This is a genomic window from Limnothrix sp. HT2024, assembly GCF_059138625.1.
Genome location: NZ_CM181121.1, coordinates 3,362,355 through 3,375,731, shown reverse-complemented (window position 1 = coordinate 3,375,731; position 13,377 = coordinate 3,362,355). Strand labels below are relative to the sequence as shown.

Annotated in this window: 12 protein-coding genes and 1 tRNA gene; 7 read left to right on the top strand and 6 right to left on the bottom strand. The window is 56.9% G+C overall.

Translation table 11 applies throughout. The features are described 5' to 3' along the window. Positions 1–100: 100 nt before the first annotated feature. On the top strand, positions 101–1,717 hold the full coding sequence (locus AC2IAX_RS13705; RefSeq protein ID WP_494387978.1) for a Sll1247 family protein: 1,617 nt from the start codon (positions 101–103) through the stop codon (positions 1,715–1,717). Here the strand turns inward: AC2IAX_RS13705 and AC2IAX_RS13700 are convergent. The 5 genes from AC2IAX_RS13700 to AC2IAX_RS13680 all read right to left on the bottom strand — a co-directional run bounded on the left by AC2IAX_RS13700 (position 1,714) and on the right by AC2IAX_RS13680 (position 6,312). Beyond that, entirely contained in the window at positions 1,714–2,973 is a 1,260-nt protein-coding gene (locus tag AC2IAX_RS13700) for an ATP phosphoribosyltransferase regulatory subunit (RefSeq protein WP_494387977.1), read from the bottom strand. The two genes, AC2IAX_RS13705 and AC2IAX_RS13700, sit on opposite strands and share 4 nt — an antisense overlap. Positions 2,974–3,020: 47 nt before the next feature. Next, positions 3,021–4,007, bottom strand: coding sequence for a J domain-containing protein (locus AC2IAX_RS13695; protein ID WP_494387976.1), 987 nt, complete (start codon positions 4,005–4,007; stop codon positions 3,021–3,023). Positions 4,008–4,270: 263 nt separating this feature from the next. Beyond that, entirely contained in the window at positions 4,271–5,131 is an 861-nt protein-coding gene (locus AC2IAX_RS13690; RefSeq protein WP_494387975.1) for an inositol monophosphatase family protein, read from the bottom strand. Positions 5,132–5,219: 88 nt separating this feature from the next. Beyond that, on the bottom strand, positions 5,220–5,924 hold the full coding sequence (locus AC2IAX_RS13685; protein ID WP_494387974.1) for a thermonuclease family protein: 705 nt from the start codon (positions 5,922–5,924) through the stop codon (positions 5,220–5,222). Next, positions 5,914–6,312: a 2Fe-2S iron-sulfur cluster-binding protein gene (locus tag AC2IAX_RS13680; protein WP_494387973.1), complete on the bottom strand. Its 399-nt coding sequence runs from the start codon at positions 6,310–6,312 to the stop codon at positions 5,914–5,916. The genes AC2IAX_RS13685 and AC2IAX_RS13680 overlap by 11 nt, the downstream gene beginning before the upstream one ends. 134 nt (positions 6,313–6,446) lie before the next feature. Here AC2IAX_RS13680 and AC2IAX_RS13675 point away from each other — a divergent pair. From AC2IAX_RS13675 to AC2IAX_RS13650, 6 genes are all read left to right on the top strand, one after another. Further along, positions 6,447–6,533, top strand: a tRNA-Ser gene (locus AC2IAX_RS13675). A gap of 230 nt (positions 6,534–6,763) precedes the next feature. Beyond that, a complete protein-coding gene (locus AC2IAX_RS13670) occupies positions 6,764–7,945 on the top strand; it encodes an aromatic ring-hydroxylating dioxygenase subunit alpha (RefSeq protein WP_494387972.1) in 1,182 nt (393 codons plus the stop codon). 261 nt (positions 7,946–8,206) lie between these two features. Beyond that, the gene (gene ilvB / locus AC2IAX_RS13665) at positions 8,207–10,063 is read left to right on the top strand and encodes a biosynthetic-type acetolactate synthase large subunit (protein ID WP_494387971.1); all 1,857 of its coding nucleotides are present in this window, start codon (positions 8,207–8,209) and stop codon (positions 10,061–10,063) included. A gap of 260 nt (positions 10,064–10,323) precedes the next feature. Then, on the top strand, positions 10,324–10,566 hold the full coding sequence (locus tag AC2IAX_RS13660; RefSeq protein ID WP_494387970.1) for a hypothetical protein: 243 nt from the start codon (positions 10,324–10,326) through the stop codon (positions 10,564–10,566). A 35-nt stretch (positions 10,567–10,601) separates the two neighbouring features. After that, the gene (locus AC2IAX_RS13655) at positions 10,602–11,222 is read left to right on the top strand and encodes a phosphoribosyltransferase (protein ID WP_494387969.1); all 621 of its coding nucleotides are present in this window, start codon (positions 10,602–10,604) and stop codon (positions 11,220–11,222) included. A gap of 365 nt (positions 11,223–11,587) precedes the next feature. Beyond that, positions 11,588–12,262, top strand: coding sequence for a cyclic di-GMP-binding domain-containing protein, MshE-related (locus AC2IAX_RS13650; protein ID WP_494387968.1), 675 nt, complete (start codon positions 11,588–11,590; stop codon positions 12,260–12,262). 209 nt (positions 12,263–12,471) lie between these two features. Here AC2IAX_RS13650 and AC2IAX_RS13645 read toward each other — a convergent pair whose 3' ends face one another. Next, on the bottom strand, positions 12,472–12,822 hold the full coding sequence (locus tag AC2IAX_RS13645; protein ID WP_494387967.1) for a DUF565 domain-containing protein: 351 nt from the start codon (positions 12,820–12,822) through the stop codon (positions 12,472–12,474). Between the last annotated feature and the right edge of the window lie 555 nt (positions 12,823–13,377).

The window sequence follows — 13,377 nt, the reverse complement described above, 5'->3', positions numbered from 1 at the left end:
CAGTTTGGAATGAGCAATTTCCAACCTATTCAACCCCATTTAACGTATTGCTTCTGGTTCATTGCATCTATAACCGATGGGTTTTTGGCATCACTCCACCATGGACGCTCTCCTGCCCTCCTCTCCTCTTTCTGCCATGAGCGATCGATCTGCCAGCCGCCACCAGTCCGATTCTCCGGGGCTAGGAGCTTCGCCTGCGTCCAAGGGTGAACTTCCAAGCCGTTTAACAGTTCCGCAAATTCAAGACATTATTTTTCAACATCTGATTCGATCGGTGCAGAATCTTTCACCGGAGGAAGTGCTGCACGAATTTTGCTGCTTGTTTATTCACTGCTGTGACACAACCGATAGCAAGCCTTTAAATGCTTTATATCAACTGGTTTTTCTAAATAATCAAGAGGCTTTTCAAACGACCCTTAAACGATCCTGTTATATTTTGATCAATAACTGGGCCAGCCGTCGGAATGAGGCTTTTATTTATCGCCTGATTGCGATGTTTGAGCATTCCCATGAACATAGTGATAGCGCGTCCTTGTCGTTGAATCGGGTGCGCAAGTGGGTTGCGGATTTCATTAGTAGTAATGACTATGACGAGCTGAAACTGTTCATTGCGCGTCACGAACTGGATCACTCCCAAGCTTCTGACCAAAGTCAGTCGGAAATGACGGCCACGCGCACTCGATGGCAGTCCGATCAGATTACGGAAACAGCCATTACACCCGAGGAGCAGCATTGGAGCAGTCGCTATGTGGGACAACTGTTGGTGGCTCAATCGGTGGATCCCAACAATCCCTTGGAACAACGGGAAGCGGCGGCGGTCTATGCGCGACAGTGGCGGGAGCGCTTTAAGTTTGATTTGGCGATGTATATGGCCAAATCGCAATCAAGCCGGAGCGATCGGGAGCGTCTGAAAAATCCAACCAATTTGGGTGATCAGGTGCTCAAAATCGTGAAGTCAATTGTTTTGCGAACGGGAAAATATAGCTACTCCAGTTTGGCCAATTTGTTTTTGCAACAAACGGAAGGGCTGAGGTATCACGGCTATAAGAAAAGCCTGCTGAAATACATCAGCTTGGAAAGTACCCAAGATCACATGACAAAGGTGGTTCGCCGAAAGTTGCAAGACAAGTTGGCAAGCCTGTTAGCGGAAGACCATGATCAGGTGATTACGGAGGATTTGCAAGCGGAAACCTGTCGCCATTTAATTCAATTTCTGACGACGGAGGACTTGCATAATCCCTCGCGGCTTTTTTTGCTCATTTTGTCGAATGGCAGTGCCTTAACGCTGACCATTTTCCTGCTGAAGTTGGTTTTGATTGCCCCCAGTACTCGATCACACTTGGATTTGTGTATTGCGCGGTTGGTGAAATATTACGAACAGTTTGATGAGGAGAAATGTCGCTGGGCCATTTATTTCTTTGACATTTTCAATGTGACGTTTGCGATTTATACGGAAAATGTCCAGTACAACCTGGTTTCGATCGATGGGCCGGAGCCATCGCCCTCGGCCTTGGAAACCACCCCCAGGGGAGATCGGGTGGTGCTTGAAGGGTTGTACGACAATGAGTTACGCCGCAGCCTGCGATCGGCCCAGCTAGATCGCTATCGGCTGTTTTTGCAAATGGCTCCCCATGCTCAATTGCCGTCCACGGGGGATTTGTTGGAAACGGATCCGGTGCTCGCGGATTCGCTGATTGCCGATGGGCCCGATCGCTAGGGGGCTTCAGGCCCTTTGCGTTTGGTGATCGTTTCCGTTTCGATCGTGCCGTCCTCTTGCACCCAAGCGAGCCGCCCAATGCGGCGGGCCCGGGCGCGATCGCGGGCCGACTCCCGAGTCACGGTGGGTTGCAAGTCCAGTTCCACCCGAATCAGGCTGGGGGCTTCCGTGCGCAGACGACGGGCATAGACAAAGGCTGCGGCTCGGGCGCGGGGCCCCGCCGGAACCACTAACCAGTCACTGGCGGGCAGTTGATTGGGCAGGCGCTCTCCGCTGGAAAGAACGCGGTGCAAGGGTTCCAGGTTTAAGCAAAAGCCAATGCCGGGATAGCTGTTGCCGTCGGGGTCGTATAGGCCCAGTAGTTGATCGTAGCGCCCCCCTTGGCCGAGGATTTCGTGGCCGGTGTCGGCGCTGCTGATCGCTTCAAAGACAATGCCGGTGTAGTAGTCAAAGGTTTGAATGAGGCTCAGATCCAGGACGATCAGCAGGGTTTGTTCGGTGGCTCGACCGTAATCTTGCAGCAGGTCAACGGTGGTTTTGAGCCGATCGAGCATGGCTTGCTGGTCGGGGGTTAAGTCCAGTTGGCCCACCTGTTGAATCACGTCCATGGGGCGGCCGCGCAGATCAAACAAAATCAAAGCCCGATCGCGCAGGGCGGGGTCAAGGGGCATGGCTTCGATGGCCAGGCGATCGAGCCGCGCCATGGCCGAACGCACCCGATCGCGCCAGGGTTGCGGGAAGGGTTCCAAGAGCGATCGGGTCAAGCCCGCCTCACTCAAAAGCAAGTGCCAATCGGCCACGCCCGATCGCTCCAGGCAATCCGTCAGCAGCAACAGCACCTCCACATCAGCCGCCACACCCCCAACCCCCAACAGCTCCACCCCCGATTGGAAAAATTCCTGCTGGCGGCTGGCACTGCCCTTGGGGGGCTTGCGAAACACATTGGCGCTGTAGCAAAGGCGCTGGGGGTGAGTCACGCCGGCCATGCGGGTGACGGCGGCCCGGGCGATCGAAGCCGTCAGCTCCGGCCGCAGCCCCAGATCCTCACTTTCGCTGTCGTAGATTTGGATCACCTTGTCTCGGCGCACCGAACCGCCCGCCACCAACGCATCGACCCGTTCCAGGGTGGATGTGACAATCCACTGATAGCCCCAGCGCTGAAACACGTCTTGCAGCTTGGTTTCGATCCAATGCTTCTGGGCCACATCAAGGGGCAACAGATCGCGCGCGCCGGTCGGGGGTTGGTGAATTGCCATGGTGTCAGGGGGGAAACGAAATCGATCGGGCAGTGAACATCGGCCCCCTACTTCTTACGGCCAAACAGGCCCCCAAACAACCCACCGCCGGGTTTATCTTTGCCACCCCCGATCGTTTTAGGCTGTGGTTTGGTGGTTTTGGCGGTTTGGCCCGTGGCTTGACCCGTGGTTTGGCCGCCCGTGGCGCGATCAAGTTCCTGCTTGGCGGCCAGGGCGATCGCATTGCGCGGATCAATGGCCAATGCCCGCGTCAAATGCACCTTGGCCAAGGTTCCTTGCTTTTGGGCCAAATACACCTTGCCCAACCAAGCGTGGCAATCGGCATTGTTCCCATCAATCTTCAGCGCATCCTTCAGCTCCTGCATCGCCATCGCAAATTGGCCCTTCGCGGTTAATTCCTCCGCCCGGTGCAAAGCCCGCAGCACAAACTGCGTATTGCTGGCGGCCCCTTCTCGGGCCCCCGTGGTTTCCCCGCCACTGCTGGGGGTGGATGCTGGTCGCTGGGCCGGCGGCGGTGGGGGTGGAGCAGCGGCCGGACGCGCTGGGCTGGCGCTGCCCGATGTGGTTTTGAGCAGGTAAACCAAATTCAGTTCGCTGATTTCAGCAATCCGGTTCAGCACCTGTTCCAAATCGTCATATTGGCTGGCGGTGAGGGTTTGTAACGCCTTGAGATACGCGCCCTGTACATTGGCGGCCTGACTTAGCTCGCGGGCCAGGGCCCCTTGGATGGCCACTTTGTTGGCCTGTTGGGGCAAGCGGCTATGCAACGTGCGCAACACGGCCTCGTAATCTGCCCGCTTGGCATCGTTGGAGAGGGTCGCATAGGCGGGGTTCACCAGCCGCGACATCAGTTGCTGGGCATAGGCCTTGCCCTGAGCATTGGCGGCGGAGCAGGTGTCGGGATGCAGCCGGGGGGCAATTTGTAAAAACCGCTTGCGCACGGTTTTGGGATCTGTCCCCAACGGAATGCCCAGGATGGCATAGTGATCCGTCACATCGTGACCAAAAAGCCCTCGTTGAATCTCGAATGACATAGCGCGCCGCCGGTGCTGTGAGTCGCTAAAGGGGGATGGGAGCAGGGGAAGTAGACGAGACAGGGGCAGAGCCTGGCCGGATAGAGCCGGGCTGAATGCCGTTGGGATAGATGCAGCCTGAGGAGCAATCTGAAAGATCGCCGTTGAATTGCTATTTGGTTAATCGCTATTTAGTAGTGTATCGGGTTCCTGGGGTGGTCATGGTGATCTTTGTTGCGGGTGCGAACTGAGGAATCTGACGGTTGTTGAACCCCCACTGGGCCCTATTGACCGACTTTGGGCCAGGTGGCGGGGGGCTGGTGCCACAGGTCAAGCTTGGGAACCGTTGCCAGAGCCGCACAGAGTTGATCATGTAGGTGGCCGTTGGTGGCCACGAGTCGGCCGCTGCTGGGATTGACGGGGCTGCCATCATAGGCACTGACTTGGCCGCCGGCCTCTTGCACCAACACGATGCCGGCGGCAATGTCCCAGAGGGAGAGGCCCCGTTCCCAATAGCCATCCAACCGCCCACAGGCCACATAGGCCAGGTCGATCGAGGCTGATCCGCCGCGCCGTACCCCTTGGGTTAAATGGGTGAGGTAGCAGAATTCAGGATAGTTGGTGTCGTTGGTGTCGCGGCGATCGTAGGCAAACCCGGTCACCAACAGGCTACGGCTCAGTTGCTCGGTGCGCGACACCCGCATCGGGATCCGATCGCGCGTGGCCCCGAGTCCTTTGGCCGCTCGAAACAGTTCCCCGCGATCGGGATCGGCCACGACCCCAACGATCGGTTGCCCCTGAAAGAGTAGCCCGATCGAAACGGCAAAAAACGGGTATTGGTGAGCAAAATTGGTGGTTCCATCCAGGGGATCGATCGCCCAAAGATAGTCACTGGTTTGGGTTCCCCCGATCGCCCCGGACTCTTCCGCCAAAATGGGAATTTGCGGACAGTGGCGACTCAGTACCTCAATGGTGGCGGTTTCCGAGGCGCGATCGGCTGCGGTCACCAGGTCGCCCGATCGCCCCTTTTCCTCGGCCTCAATTTTGCCGAGAAACGATCGCACCACTGCCGCTCCGGCCAGGGCCGCTTCCGTGGCAATCTCCAGCAGTCGTTGCAACGTTGCCTGATCTGGTAACTGACTCATGCTTCAATTCCACACTCTCTAAAATGTGCATCTTGCAAACTATGCATCTTGCAAACTTGCAGAAGTCTTGTCAGCTTCACGATGCCAGCTAGGAAGGATTTTGGCGGCGGAATTCGCTGGGCCGCAACCGCATGGGCGATCGGGGATTCCAAACACCTAACTCCAAAATCCGAGCATATTCCTGGGCGTAGAAAATGCGGCGATCGTACTTCAGCAGTCCCGATCGACTGGCGGGAACCGCATAGCCCGCCTTGGTCAGTTGCTCATTCACAAGCTGCCCATCCCGCCAAACATACGCCAAAAGCCGGCCGAGGCGATCGCGCGCTTCCCCGGACTCAAATTCCAACCAAACCGTTTGCCCCGCCACCAGTTCCATCAGGGTTTGTTGGGCCTTAATCCCCCAGGGCTGTTGGCGCAAGTCCGGAGCATCAATGCCCAAAAGGCGGACGGTTTCCAGTCGTTTGGCATCGGCCCCCGTGCCGCGCACCTCCAGGGTGTTGCCGCTGGGCACGCGGTTCACCACCACCTGCACCCCGGTGAGGGGCGAGTTGCCACAACCGGTAAGCAACCCCAAGATCAGGCCAAGGGCGATCGCCCTTGGCCAAGGCTGGCTGCGAATGACTTGGGGGAGTGGCCCGGTGCGGGGTTGAGTGGGCGTTTTGGCAAGCTGTTTGGGGCTGGTGGCTGTCTTGATGTTTGGGATTGCTGATGGGGTCGCGAATGGGCTGGTTGATGGGGTGCTCGATCGGCCTTGGGGCAACGGTTGACCCCGATCCAGTGGCTTAATCTTCATCCAGGGGCAGGCCGCGGCGGACTTTGCCCTTGCCAAAATAGCGGCCAAATTGCAGTTCATATACTTCGTCTTCGTCCTGGGTTTCCACCACCAGATCCGATTCGGCATAGCTAACACAAAGCAAGGCATAGCCCCGATCGCGCAAAGCTGGTGACAGGCCCATGGCCTCCGGCTGGCTCAGTTTGCCTTCCAACACGCGCACCGCACAGGCCGTGCAAGCCCCGTTGCGACAGGAGAAGGGCAGCGTTGCCCCTTGATTTTCTGAGGACTGCAAAATGTAGCGATCGCCGGGCACTTGCACTTCATGAACCGTGCCCCGTTGGCGGTTATGAATCCGCACCCGATAGGTTTGGGCGGCGGTCGATCGATCTTCAGCACTGTAGGTCATGGGGGATTTGGGCATCTAGGGGCCAACCAGTACAGCGCGATCGGATCCCAGGGATTGCCGCCGCGCTGAAGCTAGATTTTACCGTTCTCTTCCCATAACCGGCATGAGCCTGATAAGATAACGTCCTGTCATCTGGAGAGATGGCCGAGCGGTTGAAGGCGCAGCACTGGAAATGCTGTTTAGGGGTAACTCTAACGAGGGTTCGAATCCCTCTCTCTCCGTTTTTTAAGATCGCTCAAGCTCAGTTCCCTCAAGGGCGAGGGAGTCCCGACCAATCAGCGCACGGGGCTAACCACTGGCTTGGGCCGGCGGACTGTGGCGATCGATGGCCCAACCCAAGCGCTGCGAAAGTGGCTCAAACGAGCTACTTTGAAAAGCGATCTTGATCGCCCCCACTGGCTGGCGATCGGGGGGCTTCTATCGTTCCGCTGGGTGGTACTAGGCGATTGTTATGGTGACTTCCACTCCGTCCAATCAAGCTGCTAATGCCTCGCCGCTCGAGTCAGAGTCATCTGCACCGAGCACCGTTTCCCTCGATCAGCACGAGGTGCAAAACAGCGTGCGCCAGGCGGGCATTAACCCCAACTTCTGGTATGCGGTGGCTTGGTCTAATCAGTTGGCAGCGGGGCAAGTGTTGGGCGTGGAAGTGTGGCAGCAGAAAATCGCCCTCTATCGAGATCGATCGGGAGCGGTGCAAGCCCTCGAAGATGCCTGCCCCCATCGCGGCGTAGAACTGAGCCGGGGCAAGGTAATGGGCGACCATCTCGCCTGTCGTTACCATGGCTGGGAATTTGACGGGGCGGGCCAATGCCGCAAGATTCCCTACTTGCCGCCGAGTCAGAAGCTGCCCTGTGCCCAGGCCCAGAGCTATCGCGCGGTCGATCGCTACGGGATCATTTGGGTGTTTCCCGGCGACCAGAGCCTAGCGAATCAAGTGCCGCTGCCAGAAATCCCTGAATTCGATGATCCCCAATGGCTGGCTGTGCCGGTGACGGGGCAGTTTCGGGCCCATTTTTCCGTTTGTAATGAAAACTCGATGGATGTGTTCCACGGGTTTTTGCATGAGGAATTACAGGGTTGGTTTGATCCGGTGTTGCTGAAGCTCAAGGACGAAGGCAACGCGATCGTGGCTGATTACCAAGTGTCCTATAAAGGGCAAATGGCCAAGTTTTTGGGCTTTACGGACTCGGCCGATCAAGTCACCACCAAGACCGTGACGGTGCAATATCGCTACCCGCACTTTTTCAGTCGCCTGGAAGGGGTGTCTAGTTTGTACTTGATGCGCCTGCCGGTGGGGCTGCGAGAGAGCCGATCGTTTGCGATTTTCTTTTTGCGGTTGGGGCTACCCGGTTGGCTGGTGCAGGCGGTGCGACCCTGGGCCGCTAAGCTGATTGAGCAAAAAATCTTTATGCGCTTTCTGAATCAAGACATTGAAATGATGGAAAGCGAACAACGGGCGATCGATCGCGATCCACAGCGGCGGTATGTGGAAATCAACCCGGCAATTATTGCGGTTCAGCGCATGATTTTGCGCCAATATCAGCACTTTTTAGCGACTAAGCCCAACTCTCAAGGTGAATCAGCCCTCAGCCATAAGCTGGATCGCCAACCTAAAGCGGATCAGAAACCTTAAGCGGATCAGAAATTTGTGATCTACATCACTCTTTGATCCTGAGCGGGGGATCACCACAGCATCCCAATCACAACCGAATTGCCTCCATGCCCCAACTCGCGATCGGGGCCAGAAAACCTTGACAGAGACCTAGCTTCCAATCCCGATCAATCGGTAAACTAGGTTACGATCGCACCGATCGAAGTCAGGTTGTGGTAGAGCTTTCTTTCGATGCGGTCATGCTGCCCACCGTTTACTCTTCGCCTGTAGAGGTTCCTGCTCGTGCGATCGCGAAACGCTTCCCAAATTGACTCTTCGATCGTGCCTGTGACGCGGCGCACGGGCGCTTATGCTCTGCTCGATAGCCTGTGCCGTCATGGTGTGAAGCATATTTTCGGCTATCCCGGCGGCGCGATCCTGCCGATCTATGACGAACTCTACGGCTTTGAAGTATCGGGCCAACTGAAACATATTTTGGTGCGCCATGAACAGGGCGCGGCCCACGCGGCGGATGGCTATGCCCGCGCCACCGGTCAGGTGGGGGTTTGCTTCGGAACTTCCGGCCCCGGAGCCACCAACCTGGTGACGGGGATTGCCACGGCCCACATGGATTCGATTCCCTTGGTGGTCATCACCGGGCAGGTTCCCCGCACGGCGATCGGAACCGATGCGTTCCAAGAAACGGACATTTGGGGCATTACGCTGCCGATCGTTAAGCATTCCTACGTGGTGCGCGATCCGGCCGATATGGCGGCGATCGTGGCGGAAGCGTTCTATATTGCCTCGTCGGGTCGTCCGGGCCCGGTGCTGATTGATGTGCCCAAGGATGTGGGCCTCGAAGAATTTGACTATGTGCCAGTGGAGCCGGGATCGATTCGGCCGGCGGGCTACAAGCCGACCGTGAAGGGCAACCCGCGCCAAATCACCCAGGCGATCGAACTGATTCGCCATAGCCAGCGTCCCTTGCTCTATGTGGGTGGCGGGGCGATCGCGGCCGGGGCCCATGCGGAAATTGCCCGTTTGGCTGACCATTTCCGCCTGCCCACCACCACCACCCTGATGGGTAAGGGGGCCTTTGATGAGCATCACCCCTTGGCCTTGGGCATGTTGGGGATGCACGGCACGGCCTACGCCAACTTTGCCGTTACCGAGTGCGATTTGTTGATCGCCGTGGGGGCACGGTTTGACGATCGCGTCACCGGCAAGCTCGATGAGTTCGCCAGTCGCGCCAAGGTGATTCACATCGACATCGATCCGGCCGAGGTGGGCAAAACCCGTGTACCGGATGTGCCGATCGTCGGGGATGTGAAGCAGGTGCTGATTGAACTGCTCGATCGGGTGCGGGAGCTGGAAATCGCCAGCGATCCGGCCCAAACGGCCGCTTGGCACACCCGCATCAACCAATGGAAAACCGACTATCCCTTGGTGGTGCCCAGCTACGACAACGAAATCGCCCCCCAAGAGGTGATTGTGGAATTGGGTCGCCAAGCCCCCGATGCTTACTACACCACCGATGTGGGTCAGCACCAAATGTGGGCAGCTCAATTCCTGAAGAACGGCCCCCGTCGTTGGATTTCCAGCGCTGGCTTGGGAACCATGGGCTTCGGGATTCCGGCAGCCATGGGCGCAAAGGTGGCGCTTCCGGATCACCAGGTGATTTGTGTGGCTGGCGATGCCAGTGTGCAAATGAATATCCAAGAGCTGGGAACCCTGGCCCAGTTTGGAATCAATGCCAAGACCGTGATTGTGAACAACGGCTGGCAAGGGATGGTGCGCCAATGGCAGGAAGCCTTCTATGGTGAGCGCTACTCCTCGTCCAACATGGAAGTGGGGATGCCGGACTTTGGCAAGTTGGCCGAAGCCTTTGGGATCAAGGGCATTTTGGTGACGGAGCGCAGCCAGCTTGCGCCAGCCGTGGCGGAAATGCTGGCCTACGATGGCCCGGTGCTGTTGGATGTGCGGGTGCGGCGCGATGAAAACTGTTATCCGATGGTGGCTCCGGGCAAGAGCAATGCCCAAATGTTGGGTCTGCCGGAAGTGAAGCGGGAAACCCCCGTTAGCCACCAAACCTGCGCCAACTGCCAGACGGATAATCACCCGAGCCACCAGTTCTGTTCCCATTGCGGGGCCAAGCTGTAGGGCTTGAGAGTTGGCTAGTAGCGTGACAGGCTTAAGGCATTGGGTCAAAGTTGCGGAGCCAGTCGTGGTAACAAGGGGCTTGAGCATCTTGCTGCTTAACGATTGGGTGACGGTAACAGTCATGTAATTTGACCCAGCGAATTAAGGTAGCCGTGCTACTAGGAGCTGTTGAAAAAGCCTATTGGATCTACTGGAGTTGGATCTACTAGCTGGATCTACTGGAGTTGGATCTAATAGTTGGATCTAATAGACCGCTTTCGATGGGCCTATCCGATCAAAAACAATCAACAGGTTTCAACAGCCCGGCTCGCAATCACTGCCCAAGTCTGAAATTACAGCGGCGATCGACCCATTCTCCATACCAGATCTACGCGATCGGGCTGGAGATGAGTTGGTGGCCGCTCTTTGTTGTGGGTTTGGGTTCCCGGTTTCCCGATCGCCCGCACTGGCCCTTGCTGACGATCGCGTTACGGATCGCGCTCTTCAATCCACTCAATGCTTGATGATTCGATCAATACCCCTCCTGGATATGGTTGCCATGCCCTCTGATTTGCCCTGCAATTCCCAAGCCCCATCCCCGATCGCCCCTGGAACCCCGATCGAGACTGAAACACCCAAGCGGCAATCACGGATAGAAAACAACAATCTAAGTAATGATTTATACATCTCCTGGGAAGAGTATCATCGGGCGATCGAACGGTTAGCCTGTTCAGTACATCAATCGGGCTGGGCATTTGACCAAATCGTCTGCTTAGCCCGTGGGGGTCTGCGAGTGGGTGATATTTTCTCGCGCCTGTTTCACAAGCCTTTAGCCATTCTGTTTGCCAGTTCCTATGCCGGAGAGTTGGGGCGGGAGCGGGGGCAGCTCAAATTTGCCCAAAGCCTGGCCATGACGGGCGATCGCCTGGGGCCGAGGGTGTTGGTGGTGGATGATTTGGCCGACTCGGGAGCAACCCTAGAGGCTTCGATCCAGTGGCTGCGCGATCGCTACGATCTCAGCGACCTGCGCACGGCCGTGATTTGGTACAAGGGCTGTTCATCGATCGCCCCGGATTATTACGATTGCTATTTACCCCATAATCCCTGGATTCATCAGCCGTTTGAGCGCTATGACGTGATGGAACTGGCTGAGCTTGCTTCCTCGATCGAGGCAGATTAATCAAAGTTAACGACCATTCATGGGGCGATCGCATGACCGGGGCGCACCATTGGGGCATGTTACGCTTGGGGCGGAGCCTAGAATCTCAAAAATTCTCCGTAATTACTCGGATGACAAATCCAGTGCCATAATATTCTGAACATGGTCAGATTCAACGATGGCAACCCCCTAGGGGGCGAAACCCCGCTGAACCCTCCGTTAACTCTGTAATAACGTGGATGGTCAGTTCCGTTGCTCCGTTGCAATCCAGTTCCTTTCCTTCTCTGGTGGTTCCCGAATTCGGCTTTTGCGGAGGGACGCATCTGGATTCTGCCCTGCCCTGATTGCGCTCCCGCTTGTATCCCTTGTCGTAGTAGAGGTTGGCTATGGAGAATCAACCGTCTCCCAGCACAGATCGATCGGTCTCGGGACAGCCAGCAGCCTGGCCCCGGTCGATCGGCCTTAAGCCCCTGGGTCAATACCTTGTGGAGGCGGGTTTGCTCGCGCCCGCTCAAGTCACGGTTGCTCTGAATGATCAGAGTGTGACGGGGTTGCGGTTTGGGGAAATTTTGTCGAAACGGGGTTGGGTTCGCGAACAAACCATCGAATATTTCATGGACAAAGTGATCGAGCCGGAACGTCGATCGCTCCGTCAGTCCATGGCTGCGGCAACCCAGCGCACCAGTGCCGCCCGGGCCGCCGCGCCCGCCAGTCCCCACCGCAAAGGGTTTGTCCGATCGGCCTCGACCTCGGTGGAACCTAACAAGCGGCCCCCGGCTCCCCCATCCGCCCGAATGCCGATTGCTGTGTCGGATCCGGCGGGCAGTTTCCGCACCGACGATGCTAGTTTGCGCCACCGCAAGCATTACGGCCCCACCAGCGCAACAACCACGGCGGGCTTAACTCCACCACCACCGCCGCCGCCTTCCTTTCCACCACCGCCGCCCCCACCCGATCGCCCCCGCGATGGTGAGGAGTCCCCGGAAATTACCACCTGTAATGGTGTGTCTGCGTCCGACGATTTTCGAGATGCGGCTGAGAATTTGGTCTGGATTGGCTAGCAAGTCGCTCAAGGTGAGTGAGAGCGCGACTAGGAAGCATGGGGGCGTTTGGGTAGTGCTGTAAGTGGTAGTGCCGTAATTCAGGCATGATCAGCTTGTGAAAGCCTTGCAGCGTCAACGATCGCTCGCCGTAAGTCACCACCTCACAGGCACTACCAAACGCCAGAAAATCCGCCCCAGCAGGGCCGGGCTTTTTCCCTTTTTTGGGGTCAGCTTCCCAGCTTGAAAGCCTCTAAGAACAGGCCGTAAACCATTCCTAATTTCAGTAAATTCAAAACCGACAGCCACAGGGGCGATCGCCCGTTCAAATCTGTAACCCGAGCATTCCAGCGGCGATAGACCACAATGCTCACCACCTCGCAGAACACCGCCAAAATGCCCGCCATGGACAAGTCCCAGGCGGCCTCTTGGCCCGCTGTGGTGATCAATGCGGAAGCCCCAAAGAACCCCACCAACACCGCCAAACACTGTACAGAAGTGCGCCGCCAAGGATTTTGGAGCCATCCTCCTAATCCCCGGGCGATCGCGCCTAGGAGGTTGTTGAGCCTGGTATCTTGCACGATTTCAACGCCAGCTTCAATAGATAGTGTTAACGCCGGTTCAATTCAATATCGCATCTCAATATCGCATTCCAATATCGCCCCAACAGCGCCTTAACATCGAATTGCCACCAACTCGCCACTCAATCAAGACTCAATCAGGACTCGCTAGCATTCAGGTTCCCAGATTGGAGGCTGCCCATAGCCGGCAATCACAAGCTCGCTCAACCCTACCCCAGACGAATCTGGGGCAGATCCTGGACTGCTGCCAAACCTATCCTGAGCAGTTCCGAAAGGGACTGAGATCTAGGAATGGGATTTGGGAATGATGATTGAGAACTGCTTGGGGATATCGTATTTTCGGCTGAACTCTCGGTCAAAGCTAGTTAAATCCTGCTGAAAAGTTCCGGCGAATTTTTGCTCAGTCTTCTCCGGATGATCCACCGCGATCGCACCAAAACGCCGCTAAAATGACGGCAGTTTTGCGCACCCATCCCCGATGATTGCGCTAAAGCAGTTGCACCTAGAGGTTTTCCCGCTCATACGGCCGGGCCGCTGTGCTCTGCTTCCCATGGT

Coding starts and splice junctions, on each gene's coding strand:
- AC2IAX_RS13705 (WP_494387978.1), top strand. CDS start 101: ATGGACGCTCTCCTGCCCTCCTCTCCTCTTTCTGCCATGAGCGATCGA.
- AC2IAX_RS13700 (WP_494387977.1), bottom strand. CDS start 2,973: ATGGCAATTCACCAACCCCCGACCGGCGCGCGCGATCTGTTGCCCCTT.
- AC2IAX_RS13695 (WP_494387976.1), bottom strand. CDS start 4,007: ATGTCATTCGAGATTCAACGAGGGCTTTTTGGTCACGATGTGACGGAT.
- AC2IAX_RS13690 (WP_494387975.1), bottom strand. CDS start 5,131: ATGAGTCAGTTACCAGATCAGGCAACGTTGCAACGACTGCTGGAGATT.
- AC2IAX_RS13685 (WP_494387974.1), bottom strand. CDS start 5,924: ATGAAGATTAAGCCACTGGATCGGGGTCAACCGTTGCCCCAAGGCCGA.
- AC2IAX_RS13680 (WP_494387973.1), bottom strand. CDS start 6,312: ATGACCTACAGTGCTGAAGATCGATCGACCGCCGCCCAAACCTATCGG.
- AC2IAX_RS13670 (WP_494387972.1), top strand. CDS start 6,764: ATGGTGACTTCCACTCCGTCCAATCAAGCTGCTAATGCCTCGCCGCTC.
- AC2IAX_RS13660 (WP_494387970.1), top strand. CDS start 10,324: ATGGGCCTATCCGATCAAAAACAATCAACAGGTTTCAACAGCCCGGCT.
- AC2IAX_RS13655 (WP_494387969.1), top strand. CDS start 10,602: ATGCCCTCTGATTTGCCCTGCAATTCCCAAGCCCCATCCCCGATCGCC.
- AC2IAX_RS13650 (WP_494387968.1), top strand. CDS start 11,588: ATGGAGAATCAACCGTCTCCCAGCACAGATCGATCGGTCTCGGGACAG.